General features: G+C 73.3%; 12 protein-coding genes. 7 read left to right on the plus strand and 5 right to left on the minus strand.

Translation table 11 applies throughout. The annotated features are described in order from the left end of the window. Positions 1 to 60: 60 nt before the first annotated feature. Entirely contained in the window at positions 61 to 972 is a 912-nt protein-coding gene (locus tag H9624_RS09615; protein WP_251839673.1) for a carbohydrate kinase family protein, read from the minus strand. Continuing rightward, positions 969 to 1,184, minus strand: a complete 216-nt coding sequence (locus tag H9624_RS09620; protein WP_152191391.1) for an exodeoxyribonuclease VII small subunit — start codon at positions 1,182 to 1,184, stop codon at positions 969 to 971. Before H9624_RS09620 ends, H9624_RS09615 begins: the two co-directional genes overlap by 4 nt. A 152-nt stretch (positions 1,185 to 1,336) precedes the next feature. On the opposite strand from H9624_RS09620, the gene adhE reads away from it, so the two are divergent. Next, positions 1,337 to 4,021 (plus strand): bifunctional acetaldehyde-CoA/alcohol dehydrogenase, encoded by a 2,685-nt coding sequence (gene adhE / locus H9624_RS09625; protein ID WP_372435129.1) that lies wholly within the window; start codon positions 1,337 to 1,339, stop codon positions 4,019 to 4,021. Positions 4,022 to 4,042: 21 nt separating this feature from the next. Here adhE and xseA read toward each other — a convergent pair whose 3' ends face one another. Both xseA and H9624_RS09635 read right to left on the minus strand, forming a co-directional pair. Continuing rightward, positions 4,043 to 5,278, minus strand: a complete 1,236-nt coding sequence (gene xseA / locus H9624_RS09630) for an exodeoxyribonuclease VII large subunit (protein ID WP_251839675.1) — start codon at positions 5,276 to 5,278, stop codon at positions 4,043 to 4,045. Beyond that, the gene (locus tag H9624_RS09635) at positions 5,275 to 5,910 is read right to left on the minus strand and encodes a GNAT family N-acetyltransferase (RefSeq protein WP_251839676.1); all 636 of its coding nucleotides are present in this window, start codon (positions 5,908 to 5,910) and stop codon (positions 5,275 to 5,277) included. The genes xseA and H9624_RS09635 overlap by 4 nt, the downstream gene beginning before the upstream one ends. A gap of 154 nt (positions 5,911 to 6,064) precedes the next feature. Here H9624_RS09635 and H9624_RS09640 point away from each other — a divergent pair, with 154 nt between their 5' ends. The 6 genes from H9624_RS09640 to H9624_RS09665 all read left to right on the plus strand — a co-directional run bounded on the left by H9624_RS09640 (position 6,065) and on the right by H9624_RS09665 (position 14,209). Beyond that, complete coding sequence (locus H9624_RS09640; protein ID WP_251839757.1) at positions 6,065 to 7,102, plus strand: 4-hydroxy-3-methylbut-2-enyl diphosphate reductase; 1,038 nt, start codon at positions 6,065 to 6,067, stop codon at positions 7,100 to 7,102. An 89-nt stretch (positions 7,103 to 7,191) separates the two neighbouring features. Beyond that, positions 7,192 to 8,847 (plus strand): AMP-binding protein, encoded by a 1,656-nt coding sequence (locus H9624_RS09645; RefSeq protein ID WP_251839677.1) that lies wholly within the window; start codon positions 7,192 to 7,194, stop codon positions 8,845 to 8,847. Between the two features lie 95 nt (positions 8,848 to 8,942). Further along, positions 8,943 to 10,577: a peptide ABC transporter substrate-binding protein gene (locus H9624_RS09650; protein ID WP_251839678.1), complete on the plus strand. Its 1,635-nt coding sequence runs from the start codon at positions 8,943 to 8,945 to the stop codon at positions 10,575 to 10,577. A 20-nt stretch (positions 10,578 to 10,597) separates the two neighbouring features. Continuing rightward, positions 10,598 to 11,524, plus strand: coding sequence for an ABC transporter permease (locus tag H9624_RS09655; RefSeq protein ID WP_251839679.1), 927 nt, complete (start codon positions 10,598 to 10,600; stop codon positions 11,522 to 11,524). Next, the gene (locus H9624_RS09660) at positions 11,517 to 12,491 is read left to right on the plus strand and encodes an ABC transporter permease (RefSeq protein WP_251839680.1); all 975 of its coding nucleotides are present in this window, start codon (positions 11,517 to 11,519) and stop codon (positions 12,489 to 12,491) included. Before H9624_RS09655 ends, H9624_RS09660 begins: the two co-directional genes overlap by 8 nt. Then, positions 12,488 to 14,209: a dipeptide ABC transporter ATP-binding protein gene (locus H9624_RS09665; protein ID WP_251839681.1), complete on the plus strand. Its 1,722-nt coding sequence runs from the start codon at positions 12,488 to 12,490 to the stop codon at positions 14,207 to 14,209. The genes H9624_RS09660 and H9624_RS09665 overlap by 4 nt, the downstream gene beginning before the upstream one ends. 406 nt (positions 14,210 to 14,615) lie before the next feature. On the opposite strand, the gene H9624_RS09670 is transcribed toward H9624_RS09665, so the two are convergent. Then, positions 14,616 to 15,827 (minus strand): DNA recombination protein RmuC, encoded by a 1,212-nt coding sequence (locus tag H9624_RS09670; RefSeq protein ID WP_251839682.1) that lies wholly within the window; start codon positions 15,825 to 15,827, stop codon positions 14,616 to 14,618. Positions 15,828 to 15,830: the final 3 nt, after the last annotated feature.

Raw genomic sequence — 15,830 nt, forward strand, 5'->3', positions numbered from 1 at the left:
TCGCCGAGAGCTGAGTTGTTCCGATGAACAACTCAGCTCTCGGCGCGAAAGGGGAGGGGGCTACTCGAGCTCGGCGGCGGTGGGCGGGTTGGCGCCGGCGCGGGAGACGGTGATCGCGGCGATCGCGGCGGCCCGCTCGAGGACGCCCCGCAGCGTCCCGGCGTCGACGGCGCGCAGGCGCTCGCGACGGTCCGCGCCGACGAGGTCCGCGCGGACGAGGGCGTCGATGATGCCGCCCATGAAGGAGTCGCCGGCCCCCACCGTGTCGACGACGGTCGTGCGCGGCGCGGGGACGCTCACGGCAAGGCCGTCGGCCGCGTAGGCCTCGGAGCCCTCGCCGCCCCTCGTCACGACGACGACGGCGGGCCCCAGGGCCAGCCACGCGCGGGCGACGTCGGCGACGGGCTCACCGGGCGCGAGCCACGCGACGTCCTCGTCGGAGACCTTGACGACGTCGGAGCGCGCGACGAGCGCCTCGACCCGCTCCCGAGCCTCGGCGGCGGAGCCCATGATCGCGGGGCGCGCGTTGGGGTCGTAGGTGACGGTGGCCGTGCCCGCGACGGCGTCGAGCAGGCGGGCGGTGCGCGCGGCGGCCGGCTCGAGGACGGCGCTGATCGAGCCGGTGTGGACCAGGCGCGGGGCGCGCCCGGCGAGGTCCGGCAGGTCGCAGGTGATGTCGAACTCGTAGTCGGCGGCCCCGGTCTCGTCGAGGCGGGCGAGAGCCGTCGAGGTGCGCTCGGCGCCGTCGGACCCCGGGGCGAGGGACACGCCGTCGCGCTCCAGGTGGGCACGCACCCGGTCCCCGCGCTCGTCGCGCCCGAACCACGTGGCCAGCTCGACCTCGTGGCCGAGCCGGGCCAGGCCGACCGCGACGTTGGCCGGGCTGCCGCCCACGTGCTCGACCGGCTCCTCACCGGTGCGGTCGACGATGTCGATGAGGCTCTCGCCGAGGACGAGGAGGGGCGCGCTCACTTCTCCTCCTCCGTCGCCTGCTGCGCCTTGGCGAGGCGCTCGCGGGCGCCGTCGAGCCACTGCTGGCAGCGGGCGGCGAGCGCCTCCCCGCGCTCCCACAGGCGCATCGACTCCTCGAGCGTGGCCGCGCCCGTCTCGAGGCGCCGGACGACGTCCTGCAGCTCCTCCCGGGCCTGCTCGTAGCTGAGTGACTCGACGTCAGGGGTGCTCATGGGGCCAATTCTGGCAGAGCACGGACGGCGTCCCGAGCGGCCGTCGGGACCTTCGCCTCTGGGACCGGCGCGCCCCCGTCCCTAGCGTGGGACGTGGGTCGACGGGGACCCGGTCAGCACGCGAGTCCGAGACTACGGAGCCCACGGTGAGCATCGACACGACCCCCGCAGCACAGCCCGACACGGGCAGCAGCCCACGCCCGCAGATCGACCGGCTCGTCGCCCGCGCGGCGCGGGCCGCCTCCGCCTACGAGTCCCTCACCCAGGAGGACGTCGACCGCATCGTCAAGAAGGCCTCGGTGGCGGCCCTCAACCAGCACGGGGTCCTCGCCCGCCTCGCGGTGACCGAGACCGGCCGCGGCGTCTTCGAGGACAAGGCGGTGAAGAACATCTTCGCGTGCGAGCACGTGACGAACTCGATGGCGGGCATGCGGACGGTCGGCGTCGTGGCCCGCGACGAGCTCAACGGCATCGTCGAGATCGCCGAGCCGGTGGGCGTCGTCGCCGGGATCACCCCCGTGACGAACCCGACCTCGACGGCGATCTTCAAGGCGCTCATCACGCTCAAGACCCGCAACCCCATCATCTTCGCCTTCCACCCCTCCGCCCAGGAGTCCTCGGTGGCCGCCGCACGGGTGGTGCGTGACGCCGCGGTGGCCGCCGGGGCGCCCGAGCACTGCATCCAGTGGGTGAGCGCGCCCTCGGTCGAGGCCACCCGCGAGCTCATGCACCACCCGGGCGTGGCGATGATCCTCGCGACCGGGGGCAACGCGATGGTCAAGGCGGCCTACTCCTGCGGGAAGCCCGCTCTCGGCGTGGGCGCGGGCAACGTCCCGGCGTGGATCGAGGCGAGCGCCAAGCTGCCCCGGGCGGTCAACGACATCGTCCTGTCCAAGGCCTTCGACAACGGCATGGTGTGCGCCTCGGAGCAGGCCGTCATCATCGACGACACCGTGTACGACGCCGCGCTCGCCGAGTTCGCCCGGCTCCACGCCTACCGGGCCACCCCGGCCGAGAAGGCGATGCTCGAGCGCTTCATCTTCGGCGAGGAGGCGGGGGAGGCGGCCTGCTCCGGGGCGCGGCTCAACGCGGCCGTCGTCGGTCGCAGCCCGCAGTGGATCGCGGAGCAGGCGGGCTTCGCCGTGCCCGCCGACACCTCGGTCATCCTCGCCGAGGTCAGCGAGGTGGGGCCGCGCGAGCCCCTCACCCGCGAGAAGCTGTGCCCCGTGCTCGCCGTGCTCCGCGCGGCGGACCGGGAGCACGGCATGACGCTCGCCGAGCAGATGGTCGAGCTCGACGGGCTCGGCCACAGCGCCGCCGTGCACACCGAGGACCGTGCCACCGTCGAGGAGTTCGGCTCGCGGGTCAAGGCCGTGCGGGTCATCTGGAACTCCCCGGCGTCCCTCGGCGGCATCGGCAACATCTACAACTCCTTCCTGCCCTCCCTCACCCTCGGCTGCGGCAGCTACGGCGCGAACTCCGTCTCGGGCAACGTCTCGGCGGCCAACCTGCTCAACATCAAGCGGATCGGCCGGCGCAACAACAACCTCCAGTGGTTCAAGGTGCCCGCCAAGACGTACTTCGAGGCCAACGCGATCCGGTACCTCGAGGACATGCCCGACGTCCAGCGCGTCACGGTCGTCACCGACGCGACGATGACCCGGCTCGGCTTCGTCGACAGGGTCCTGGACGTCCTCGGCCGCCGGCCCGGGAAGGTCGCCCTCCAGATCATCGACGACGTCGAGCCCGAGCCGTCCATCACGACGGTCGAGCGGGGGGCGAGCGCGATGCGCGAGTTCCGGCCCGACACGATCATCGCGCTCGGCGGCGGCTCACCGATGGACGCGGCCAAGGTCATGTGGCTGCAGTACGAGCACCCCGACGTCGTCTTCACCGACATCCGGGAGAAGTTCTTCGACGTCCGCAAGCGGGCCTTCAGGTTCCCCGCCCTCGGGGAGAAGGCCAAGCTCGTGTGCATCCCGACGACGTCGGGCACCGGCGCGGAGGTGACGCCCTTCGCCGTCATCACCGACCCGGCGACGGGGGTGAAGTACCCGCTGGCCGACTACGCGCTCACCCCGACCGTCGCGATCATCGACCCGGCCCTCACCGGGGAGATGCCCGCCTCGCTCGCCGCGGACTCCGGCTTCGACGCCCTCACCCACGCGACCGAGGCCTACGTGTCCGTCTACGCCAACGACTTCACCGACGGGATGGCGCTGCACGCGATCCGTCTCATCTTCGCCAACCTCGCCGAGTCGGTGAACGGCGGCCCACGGGCCGCCGAGGCACGGGAGAAGATGCACAACGCCGGCACGATCGCCGGGATGGCCTTCGGCAACGCCTTCCTCGGCATCGTCCACGCCATGGCGCACACGGTCGGCTCGACCTTCGGCCTCGTGCACGGGCGGACCAACGCGACCCTGCTCCCGCACGTCGTCCGCTACAACGGGACGGTCCCCACGAAGCTGACGAGCTGGCCCAAGTACGAGTCCTACGTGGCGCCCGAGCGCTTCCGGGAGATCGCCGAGGCCCTGGGGCTGCCGGCCAGGACCGCAGAGGAGGGGGTGGAGTCCTACGCCCGGGCGGTGGAGGAGCTGCGGGCCGCGGTCGGGATCCCCGCGTCCTTCGCGGCGCAGGGCGTCGACGAACGCGCCTTCCTCGAGGGGCTGGACGACCTCGCGATGCGGTCCTACGAGGACCAGTGCGCCCCCGCGAACCCGCGCATGCCGATGCTCGAGGACATGAAGGACCTCATGGCGGCCGCCTACCACGGCACCTCCTTCACGCAGGTGCGGGAGGCACGCCTCGCGGCGGAGGCCCAGGCGCTCGCCTGACGGCCCGCGGGCCGCCCACACTCACGGGTGCGGGTGGCCCGCCCGGACCTCGAGCTCGAGGCGGCCACCGGCCACCCGCGCGTCGAGCAGGTCGCCCTCCGCCACCCCCGCGGGGTCGTGGACCACCGCGCCGTCGGCCGTGCGCAGGACGGCGTAGCCGCGCTCGAGCGTGGCGAGCGGCGACAGTGCCCGCAGGTGGCCCCGCAGCGACTCGACCGCGGCCGCGTCCCGCTCGAGGCGCGCCGTCGTCGCCTGCCGCACGGACGCGGTGAGGCGGGTGACCTCCTCCGCGCGCACGGTGACCATCGTCGTCGGGTCGGCGAGGACCGGGCGGGAGCGCAGCGCGTCCAGCCGCACCTGCTCGCTGTGCAGCCGCCCCGCGACCGAGGCGCGCAGGCGCTGGCAGGCGGCGAGCAGCCCGCGCCGCTCCTCGGCGACGTCGGGCACGATCCGCTTGGCGGCAGCCGTGGGCGTGGAGGCGCGGTAGTCGGCGACGAGGTCGAGCAGCGGGGTGTCGGTCTCATGGCCGATGGCGGACACGAGCGGGGTGCGGCACGCCGCGGCGGCCCGCACGAGCTGCTCGTTGGAGAAGGGCAGGAGGTCCTCGACCGAGCCGCCGCCGCGGGCCACGACGATGACGTCGACGGACGGGTCGGCGTCGAGCTCGGCGATCGCGCGGCTCACCTGCGCGACGGTGCCCGGCCCCTGGACCGCCACCTCGCGGATCTCGAAGCGCACCCCGGGCCAGCGGGCGCGGGCGTTGACGACGACGTCGTGCTCGGCCTTGGACTCGCGGCCGCACACGAGGCCCACGACCCCGGGCAGGAAGGGCAGCGGGACCTTGCGCTCGGCGGCGAACAGGCCCTCCGCCGCGAGCACCCCCTTGAGGTGCTCGATCCGCGCGAGCAGCTCACCGAGCCCGACGGCGCGCACCTCCCGGGCGTGCAGCGAGAGCGAGCCGTTCTTCTGGTAGAAGTCCGGCTTGGCGTGGACGACGACGCGCGAGCCCTCGGCCACCTCCGGCAGGTCACGGGCGAAGATCTTCACCGTCATCGACATGTCGACGTCCGCGTCACGCAGGGTGAGGAAGGCCATCCCCGCCCCTGGCCGGCGGTTGAGCTGGACGATCTGGCCCTCGACCCACACCGGGGACATCCGCGCGACGTACTCGGCGATCTTCGCCGAGAGCAGCCGCAGCGGCCACGGCTGGTCCGGCGTGGTGGCGGCAGCCCGCTCGGGCAGCGGCGCGGCGCTCACGAGGCCACCTCCGCGGCGGGCGCCAGCCGGCGTGCCATGACGAGGCTGTCGGGGCGCTCCTCGACCACGGTGAGGCCGAGCCGCCGGTAGAACGCGACCGCGCCGTCGTTGGCGCTCGCGACCTCCAGGTGGACCCCGGGCACGCCCCGCTCCTCCAGGGCCGCGAACAGCCGGGTGAGCAGGGCGCGGCCGACGCCGCCCCCGCGGGCCGGCTCGAGGAGGTCGACGTGGAGGTGGGCGGGGTGCGCGGCGAGCCACGCGCCCTCGGTGCGGACGCCGTCGTGGATCATCCGCACGAGCCGTGCGTCGGCGCTGCCCGGCCGGGGCGGGTGGGCGCGGTAGTGCGCGCGCAGCGGCGGCCACCAGCGCTCCTCGCAGGCGGCCTCGAAGGCGACGGTGTCCGCCGTCGCGACGACGTAGCCCAGCGGCGCAGGGTCCGCTGTGCCCCGCACGACGAGGGCGAGCGCGGGCTCGAGCTCGAGGTAGGGGCCCAGGTAGACGTGCCCGAGGAGCTCGGGGTCCTCGTGGTCCGGGCCGGCGTCCGCGCCGAGGTTCCCGGTGCGCAGGCACACGTCGTAGAGCGCGGCGCGGTCGGCCGGGCGGTACTCGTCGATGTCCAGGTCGGGTCGCATCGCTCACAGCATGACACCGGGGGCAGACGTTCCCGTCCCCGCAACGTAGCCTGTCGATGTGACTACCGTGCCTTCTGACGCTTCCCTGGGCGCCCAGGCGCCGGACCGCCGCGAGGTCCAGTCCCTCGCCGGTGCGTCCGCCTTCCCCGACGCCGTGCCTGCGCGCACGCCTGGAGCCGCCGCCGTCCCCGGCCGGCGCATCCTCCTCGCGGCGCCACGCGGCTACTGCGCGGGCGTGGACCGCGCCGTCGACGCCGTCGAGAAGGCGCTCGAGCACTACGGCGCACCGATCTACGTGCGCAAGGAGATCGTCCACAACAAGTACGTCGTCGAGACGCTCACCGAGCGCGGCGCGATCTTCGTCGACGAGACCGACGAGGTGCCCGAGGGCGCCCGCGTCGTCTTCTCCGCCCACGGCGTCTCGCCGGCCGTCCACGCCGCCGCCGCCGCCCGCAACCTCGCAACCATCGACGCCACGTGCCCGCTCGTGACGAAGGTGCACAAGGAGGCCGTGCGCTTCGCGCGCGACGACATGGACATCCTCCTCATCGGCCACGACGGCCACGAGGAGGTCGAGGGCACCCAGGGCGAGGCGCCGGACCACATCCAGGTCGTCAACTCCCCGGACGAGGTCGACCAGGTCGTCGTGCGCGACCCCGAGAACGTCGTGTGGCTCTCCCAGACCACGCTGTCGGTCGACGAGACGATGGAGACGGTCCGCCGGCTCCGTGAGCGCTTCCCGGCCCTCCAGGACCCGCCGAGCGACGACATCTGCTACGCCACCCAGAACCGCCAGGTCGCCGTGAAGAAGATGGCGCCGGACTGCGACGTCGTCATCGTCGTCGGCTCGGCGAACTCCTCGAACTCGGTGCGGCTCGTCGAGGTGGCCCTCGAGGCCGGTGCCCGCGCCTCCTACCGGGTGGACCGGGCCCAGGAGATCGACGACTCGTGGTTCGAGGGGGCGACGACGGTCGGCATCACCTCCGGCGCCTCGGTGCCGGAGATCCTCGTGCGCGACGTCATCACCTACCTCGGGCAGCTCGGCTACGGCGAGGTCGAGGAGGTGCGCACGGCGACGGAGGACATCATCTTCTCCCTGCCGAAGAACCTGCGCGCGGACCTCAAGGCCTCGGGCGAGCAGCCGGACCGCCCCCGCCGGGGCGGCCGCCGCGCGCTGCCCGTCCAGTCCTGAGCAGGTCCTGGGGGCGCGAGGTTACGCTGCCGTAGGTTACGTTGGCGTAGGGGCTGAACCCGTAGCACCGCGCGAACGAAGCAGGACTCATGGCCACTGACGACTTCACCGTCCCCGAGATGACCGTCCCGGACCTCCTCGCCGACGCCGCCGGACGCGTGCCCGGGAACGTCGCCCTGGACTTCCTCGGCGCGACGACGACGTACGGCGAGCTCGCGGCGCAGGTCGACCGCGCCGCCGCGGTGCTCGCCGCGGCAGGCGTGCGCGCCGGGGACCGCGTGGCCCTCGTGCTGCCCAACTGCCCGCAGCACGTCGTCGCCTTCTACGCCGCGCTGCGGCTGGGCGCGGTCGTCGCCGAGCACAACCCGCTCGCGTCCCCGGCCGAGATCCGGGCCCAGCTCGACGCGCACGGGGCGCGCGTCGTCGTCGCGTGGGAGAAGTCCCTGGCCAAGGTGTGCCCGGGCGGAGACCTGCAGGGCCGCACCGTGCTCGCCGTCGACCTCACCGCCGCGCTGCCGCGCCGCTCGCGCCTCCTCCTCCGTCTGCCCGTGCCCGCCGCCCGGGCGCAGCGGGCGGAGATGCGGGGGCCCGTCCCGGCCGGGGTGCTCGGCTGGGAGCGCGAGCTGCGCCGCGCCACCCCGCTGCCCGCCGGCGCCCCCGGGCCCGAGCCGCTCGACACCGCCGTCCTCCTCCACACGGGCGGCACGACCGGCACGCCCAAGGCCGTCGTCCTCACCCACCGCAACCTCATCGCCAACGTCACCCAGAACGCGACGTGGATCTCCGAGCTGCGCTACGGCAGCGAGGTGTTCTCCGCCGTCCTGCCCTTCTTCCACGCCTTCGGGATGACGCTCTCGCTCACCACCGCTGTCCGGCTGGGGGCGACGCAGCTCGTCTTCCCGCGCTTCGACCCGGACATGGTCCTCGCCGCGGTGCGCCGCCGGCCGGTCACCTTCTTCGGCGGGGTCCCGCCGATGTTCGCCCGGCTCGCCGAGGCCGCCGAGGAGAAGGGCGTGGACCTCGGCGCGGTGCGCTTCTCGATCTCCGGTGCGATGTCCCTCGCCCCCGAGGTGGCCGCCCACTGGGAGCGCGTCACCGGCGGCCTCATCATCGAGGGCTACGGCATGACCGAGACCTCGCCCGTGGCGCTGGGCAACCCGCTCAGCCCGCAGCGGCGCCCCGGCGCGCTCGGCCTGCCCTTCCCCGGCACGGAGATCCGGGTCGTGGACCCGGAGGAGCCGACCGTCGAGGTCCCCACCGGGGAGGTGGGTGAGCTCCTCATCCGCGGGCCGCAGGTCTTCGCGGGCTACTGGGACAACCCGGAGGCCACCGCCGAGGTCATGCTCGACGGCGGGTGGCTGCGCACCGGTGACCTCGTCCGGCTCGGCGAGGACGGTTTCGTCACGCTCGCCGACCGCCGCAAGGAGCTCATCATCACCGGTGGCTTCAACGTCTACCCCTCCCAGGTGGAGGACGCGGTCCGGTCGATGCCGGGGGTGCGGGACGTCGCCGTCGTCGGCGTCCCCGACGGTCCGCGCGGTGAGCGCGTCGTCGCCGCTCTCGTGCTCGAGCCGGGGGCGAGCGTCGACCTCGCGGCGGTGCGCCGCTGGGCCGAGGACCGCATCTCGGCCTACGCGATGCCGCGCGCCGTCACCGTGCTCGAGGACCTGCCGCGCTCGCAGCTCGGCAAGGTGCTGCGCCGGGTGGTGCGCGAGCAGCTGCTCGGCTCCCGCCAGGCCTCCTGAGGCCCAAAGCCTTCACATCGGAAGGCTCCCCGGCATATCGTGCGACGAACGTGACCCGCGTCACGTGTCAGCGACCACGACCCCGGGGGCTCTTCATGACCAGGATCCGCGCCAGCCGTACCGCCGCGGCGGCACTCGCCGCCTCACTCCTCCTCGCCGCCTGCTCCGGATCGGGCGACGGCGGTGACGGCGACGGCGACGGCACCTCCGCAGACCCGGCCGCCGGCGCCGGGGTCGTGTCGATCAACGGCACCGAGCCGCAGAACCCGCTGATCCCCACGGCCACCAACGAGGTGGGCGGCGGCGACATCCTCGACCTGCTCTTCGCGGGGCTGGTCCGCTACGAGACCGACGGCACCGTCGTCAACGAGGTCGCCGAGTCGATCGAGACCGAGGACAACCAGACCTTCACGATCACCCTCGCCGAGGGCTGGACCTTCTCCGACGGCACCCCCGTCACGTCGAACAGCTTCGTCGACGCGTGGAACTACGGCGCCCTGCTGAGCAACGCCCAGAACAGCAGCTACTTCTTCGAGAGCATCGAGGGCTACTCCGCGGAGGAGGACTCCGAGCTCACCGGCCTGGAGGTCGTCGACGAGCGCACGTTCACCGTGCGCCTGTCCCAGCCGGAGTTCGACTTCCCGCAGCGCCTGGGCTACTCCGCCTTCTACCCGCTGCCCGAGTCGGCCTTCGAGGACATGGAGGCCTTCGGGGAGAACCCGGTCGGCAACGGCCCCTACAAGCTGCCCGAGGAGGGGGCCTGGGAGCACAACGTCCAGATCGACGTCGTCCCCAACGAGTCCTACACCGGCGGCACCCCCGCGCAGAACGACGGCGTGCGGGTCGTCTTCTACGACAACCTCGACACCGCCTACAACGACCTCATCGCCGGCAACCTCGACATCATGGACGAGATGCCGTCCTCGGCCCTGGGGAGCTTCGAGGAGGAGCTGGGTGACCGCGCCGTCAACCAGCCCGCCGCGCTCAACCAGACCCTGTCCGTCCCGTCCTACCTGCCGCAGTTCGAGGGCGAGGCCGGCATCCTGCGCCGGCAGGCCATCTCGCTGGCTATCGACCGGGAGCAGATCGCCGAGACGATCTTCTCCGGCGCGGTGACGCCGGCGGTCGACTTCACGGTCCCCTCGATCGAGGGCTTCACCCCGGACGTGCCGGGCAACGAGCTCGCCCAGTACGACCCCGACCGCGCGGCCGAGCTGTGGGCCGAGGCCGAGGCGATCGAGCCGTGGGACGGGACCCTCACCATCAGCTCCAACGCCGACGGCGACCACCAGGCCTGGATCGACGCGGTGGCCAACTCCATCCGCAACACCCTGGGCATCGAGGCCGAGTTCGAGGCGTACCCGCAGTTCTCCGAGTTCCTCGACGCCCGTGACAACCAGGAGATCTCGGGGGTGTTCCGCGCGGGCTGGCAGGCCGACTACCCCTCGCTCGTCAACTTCCTCGCGCCGATCTACTCGACCGGCGCCGGCTCGAACGACGCCTTCTACTCCAACCCCGAGTTCGACGACCTCATGCGGCAGATCAACGCCGCTGAGTCCGTCGAGCAGGCCAACGAGCTCGTCACCCAGGCGCAGGCGATCCTCTTCGAGGACCTGCCCGGCATCCCGCTGTGGGTGGAGAACGCGGTCGGTGGCCACTCCGAGGCCGTGGACAACGTCGAGTTCGCCTGGAACCGGCAGGTCGAGCTGCCCCAGGTCACCAAGGGCTGACGCCCGGAAGCGACGACGGGATGGTCAGGTACGTCGGGCGGCGGCTGCTCCAGCTCGTCCCCGTGTTCCTCGGCGCCACGCTGCTCATCTACGCGATGGTCTTCGCGCTGCCGGGGGACCCGGTGGCGGCGCTGGGCGGGGAGCGGGGGCTGCCGGAGGCCGTGCAGCAGCAGATCCGGGAGCAGTACAACCTCGACGAGCCCTTCATCGTCCAGTACCTGCTGTTCCTGCGCGGCATCCTCACCCTCGACCTCGGCGTCACCTTCTCCGGGCGGGAGGTGCTCGACGTCATCCGTGACGCCCTGCCGGTGACCTTCCGGCTGGCGCTCATGGCACTGGCCTTCGAGGCGCTGTTCGGCGTGGCGCTCGGCCTGGTCGCGGGTCTGCGCCGGGGAGGGATCTTCGACTCGACGGTCCTCGTCCTCAGCCTGCTCGTCATCGCGGTGCCGACCTTCGTCATCGGCTTCGTGCTGCAGTTCGTCGTCGGGGTCAAGCTCGGGTGGCTGCCGGTGACGGCCGGCAGCGACCCGGACTTCCGGTCCCTGCTCATGCCCGCCGCGGTGCTCGGTGCGGTGTCCCTCGCCTACGTGCTGCGGCTGACGCGGACCTCGGTCGCGGAGAACCTCAGCGCCGACTACGTCCGCACCGCCCGCGCCAAGGGCCTGGGCCGCAACCGCGTGATCTCGGTCCACGTCCTGCGCAACTCGCTCATCCCGGTCGTCACCTTCCTCGGTGCCGACCTCGGCTCGCTCATGGGAGGGGCCATCGTCACCGAGGGCATCTTCAACATCAACGGGGTGGGCGGCACCCTGTTCCGGGCGATCATCCAGGGCGAGAACGTCACCGTCGTCTCCCTCACGACCGTCCTCGTCGTCGTCTACATCCTCGCCAACCTGCTCGTCGACCTCCTGTACGCCGCCCTGGACCCGAGGATCCGCTATGGCTGAGCTCCCTCCCACGGGCGGTCCCTCCGCGCGCGCCGGCCGGCGCGGGCAGGAGCACTTCTTCGCCGAGCTCGACGAGGCCGGGCTCGGTGCCGTCGACGCCGTCGCCGACTCCGGTGCGCCGTCGACGATGTGGGGCGAGGCGTGGTCCAAGCTGCGCCGTCGCCCGCTGTTCTGGGTCTCCGCGTCCCTCATCCTCCTCGTGTGCACGGTGGCGCTGTTCCCCTCGCTGTTCACCTCCCAGGACCCGCGGTACTGCGAGCTCGCCCGCTCCCTCGAGGGCCCGTCGGCCGGCCACCCCTTCGGCTTCGACCGCCAGGGCTGCGACCTGTACTCCCGCGTCATCTACGGGGCGCGGTCCTCGGTGACGGTGGGCGTGGTGACGACGGCGATCGTCTTCGTCGTCGGCACCACCGTCGGGGCGCTCGCGGGCTTCCTCGGCGGCCGGCTCGACACGCTGCTCTCCCGCGTCACCGACATCTTCTTCGCCATCCCGCTCGTCCTGGCCGCGATCGTCTTCATGCAGGTCACCGCGAGCCGGACGATCTGGACCGTGGCGCTCGTCCTCGCCGTCTTCGGCTGGCCACCGGTCGCCCGCATCGCGCGCGGGGCGGTGATGAACGTCAAGAACAACGACTACGTCACCGCCTCCCGGGCCCTGGGAGCGGGGCGGTTCACCGTCCTGCTGCGCCACATCCTGCCGAACGCGGCGGCGCCGATCATCGTCTACGTGACGGTCGCGCTGGGCACGTTCATCGTCGCGGAGGCGACGCTGAGCTTCCTCGGCGTCGGCCTGCCGCCCTCGGTCGTGTCGTGGGGCGGGGACATCTCCCAGGCTCAGGCGTCCCTGCGCAGCCGGCCAGGGGTGCTGTTCTACCCGTCCGGCGCGCTCGCGCTCACGGTGCTCGGCTTCATCATGATGGGCGACGCCGTGCGCGACGCCCTCGACCCGAGGGTGCGTGGCCGGTGAGCGAGAACCAGCGACCCGACGAGCCGCTGCTCGAGGTCCGTGACCTCGAGGTGAGCTTCCGGTCCACCACGGGCACCGTGTCCGCCGTGCGCGGCGCGAACCTCACCGTCTACCCCGGCCAGAGCGTGGCCATCGTCGGGGAGTCCGGCTCGGGCAAGTCGACGCTCGCGAACGCCGTCATCGACCTCCTGCCCGGCACGGGCAAGGTGACCGGCGGGTCCATCCTGTTCGGGGGCCGTGACATCACCCGCGCCAGCCGCAAGGACATGGAGCGGCTGCGCGGCCGGGAGATCGGCATGGTCCCGCAGGACCCGATGACCAACCTCAACCCGGTGTGGAAGATCGGCTTCCAGGTCCGGGAGGCGCTCGCCGCGAACGGCGTCGCCACGGGGAAGGCCGCCAAGGCGCGGGCCAACGAGGTGCTCGCCGAGGCGGGGCTGGACGACGCCGAGCGGCGCTCGCGGCAGTACCCCCACGAGTTCTCCGGGGGCATGCGTCAGCGCGCGCTCATCGGGGTGGCGCTCGCGGGCAACCCGCGGCTGCTCATCGCCGACGAGCTCACCTCCGCCCTCGACGTCACCGTCCAGCGGCGGATCCTCGACCACCTCGGCCGTCTCACCCGGGAGCGGAACGTCGCGGTCCTCTTCATCACCCACGACCTCGGGCTCGCGGCCGAGCGGGCCGAGCACCTCGTCGTCATGCGCCGCGGCCTCGTCGTCGAGTCGGGGCCGGCGGCGCAGATCCTCGCCGAGCCGCGCCACCCGTACACGCGCCGGCTCGTGGACTCCGCGCCGTCGCTGACCTCCCGCCGGATCCAGAGCGCGCACGAGCGCGGCGAGGAGAGCGGAGAGGAGCTCACGCACGGGGACGTCAGCCGGCGGCCGGACATCCTCGTCGCGGAGAACCTCGTCCAGGAGTTCTCGCTGCGGGGCGCCCTGCCCGGGGGCGGGAGCACCTTCCGGGCGGTCGACGACGTCTCCTTCACCGTCCCGCGCGGCGCGACCATGGCGCTGGTGGGGGAGTCGGGCTCGGGGAAGTCGACGGTCGCCAACATCCTCCTCAACCTCCTCGAGCCGACGTCCGGGCGGGTGACCTTCGAGGGGACCGACCTCTCGACGCTGACCAGGCGCGAGCTCTTCGACTTCCGCCGCAAGGTCCAGCCGATCTTCCAGAACCCCTACGGCTCCCTCGACCCGATGTACTCGATCTTCCGGACGATCGAGGAACCGCTGCGGCTGCACGGCGTGGGCAGCCGGAAGGAGCGTGCCGCCCGGGTCGCGGAGATGCTCGACCTCGTCGCGCTGCCGCGCTCGACGATGCGCCGCTACCCGGGGGAGCTCTCCGGAGGACAGCGGCAGCGCATCGCGATCGCTCGGGCGCTGGCGCTGGAGCCCTCGCTCGTCGTCTGCGACGAGGCGGTCTCGGCGCTGGACGTGCTCGTCCAGGCGCAGATCCTCACCCTGCTCGGCGACCTGCAGACCGAGCTGGGCCTCACCTACCTCTTCATCACCCACGACCTCGCGGTGGTCCGGCAGATCGCCGACACGGTCGCGGTCATGGAGAAGGGACGCATCGTCGAGATGGCGACGACGGACGAGGTCTTCGAGCGGCCGCAGCAGCCCTACACCCGCGAGCTGCTCGGGGCGATCCCCGGCGCCCACCTCGACCTCGGCGCCGCTCCGCCGCACCCCGCTGCTGAAACCGATCCGCGCGGCTGATATATCAGCAGCGCCACGCAGCTTCAGCAGCGCGGTGCGCTGGCCCAGGCCGGCGCCGAGGCTGGGGCCCGGGCCTGCGCGGGGCGGAGGCCGGCGCGGCGGGACCGGGCGCGGCGGGGCCGCGGTGCGAGCGCCGGGCGCGGGGAACGGGGGCGGGGCGCGGGGCGGCGCGGCCCCGGACTGAGCGCTGCCCCGCCGCACCCCGCTGCTGAAACCGATCCGCGCGGCTGATATATCAGCAGCGCCACGCAGTTTCAGCAGCGCAGTGTGCTGGCCCGGGCCGGGCCGGGCCGGGGCCGGGGGGCCTGGCGCGGCGGAGCCGGGGCGTGAGCGCCGGGCGCGGCAGGAGCGAGCCGCAGGCGCCAGGCGGCCCCGCCGCGGCCGCACGCGGCGGCGCCGCGCGCCCTCAGCGGCCCAGGGGGAGTTGCTCGGGGAGCTCGCCGGCGAGCGGGTCGGTCAGCTCGCTCGCGGTGAAGCGGCGCACCTGGGCACGGTCGGCGTCCACCTCCCGCACCTCCAGGCCGCCGGCGTCCAGACCCTCGAAGCCGCGGGCGGTGACGAGCAGGCGCGACTCCACCGAGCCGACGAGCTTGTTGTAGTGCTGCACGGCGCTCTCCAGCGTCCGGCCCAGCTGGCCCACGTGTCCGGCGACGGTGCCCAGCCGCTCGTACAGCGTGCGGCCGAGCTCGAGGAGGCGCTTGGCGTCCTCGGTGACCGAGGCGGAGGACCAGATCGTCGCCGTCGTGCGGAGCAGCGCCAGGAGGGAGGAGGGCGCCGTCGGGGCCACGCCCTGGCGCAGGGCGTGCTCGAGCAGCGTGGGGTCCGCCTCGAGGGCGGCGGCGAGCAGGCCCTCGGAGGGGACGAACATGACGACGAGCTCCGGGCTTCCCGCGAGCTGCTCGTGGTAGCGGCGCGAGGCGAGCGCGTCGACGTGCCCGCGCAGCGCCCGGGCGTGGGCGGCAAGGAGGCGCTCGCGACGGTCGGACGCCTCGGGGTCGTCGACCGCGGTGATGGCGCTGGCCTCGAGGTAGGCGTCGAAGGGCACCTTGGCGTCGATGACGAGGTACTTCTCCTCGGGCAGCCGCACGACGACGTCCGGACGGCCCGCGCCGGCGCCCGCGCGTGCCCCCGGCAGCGAGGCGACGGTGGACTGCTCGAGGAAGTCGACGTGCCGCAGCATGCCGGAGGCCTCGAGGACGCGGCGCAGCTGGACCTCGCCCCACTGGCCGCGGGCCGTGCCCGAGCGCAGCGCGCCGGCGAGGCTGGCGGTGGTGGCGCGCAGCTCGGCGTCGCTGCGCTGGGCGGCGTGGAGACGCTCCGCGAGCACCGTGTACTGCTCGGTGCGCTCCCGCTCGAGCTCGGCCACGTGCTCCCCGACCTGCGCGAGGGTCGCCCGCACCGGGGCGAGGGCGCGCAGGACGTCGTGGTCGCGGCTGGCCCGCTCACGCAGGTCCGCGCACTCCTCGGCGAGCGCCTCCGCTCGTGCCCGTGCGGCGGCAGCCTCCTGCCGGGCGCGGGAGGTGGCGGCCTCGGCACGCACCCGGCCCAGGAGCAGACCGAGCACGAGGCCGGTGGCGAGGGTGGCTACGGCCAGGAGGATCGCCGTCGTCGTGTCCATGCC

It is taken from the genome of Oceanitalea stevensii, assembly GCF_014837105.1.
In the GTDB taxonomy this organism is placed as follows: Bacteria; Actinomycetota; Actinomycetes; order Actinomycetales; family Actinomycetaceae; genus Oceanitalea; species Oceanitalea stevensii.

Excerpts from the sequence above, each read along its gene's own strand:
- H9624_RS09620 (WP_152191391.1), bottom strand. The coding sequence starts at position 1,184 with ATGAGCACCCCTGACGTCGAGTCACTCAGCTACGAGCAGGCCCGGGAG.
- H9624_RS09635 (WP_251839676.1), bottom strand. The coding sequence starts at position 5,910 with ATGCGACCCGACCTGGACATCGACGAGTACCGCCCGGCCGACCGCGCC.
- H9624_RS09645 (WP_251839677.1), top strand. The coding sequence starts at position 7,192 with ATGGCCACTGACGACTTCACCGTCCCCGAGATGACCGTCCCGGACCTC.
- H9624_RS09650 (WP_251839678.1), top strand. The coding sequence starts at position 8,943 with ATGACCAGGATCCGCGCCAGCCGTACCGCCGCGGCGGCACTCGCCGCC.
- H9624_RS09655 (WP_251839679.1), top strand. The coding sequence starts at position 10,598 with ATGGTCAGGTACGTCGGGCGGCGGCTGCTCCAGCTCGTCCCCGTGTTC.
- H9624_RS09660 (WP_251839680.1), top strand. The coding sequence starts at position 11,517 with ATGGCTGAGCTCCCTCCCACGGGCGGTCCCTCCGCGCGCGCCGGCCGG.
- H9624_RS09670 (WP_251839682.1), bottom strand. The coding sequence starts at position 15,827 with ATGGACACGACGACGGCGATCCTCCTGGCCGTAGCCACCCTCGCCACC.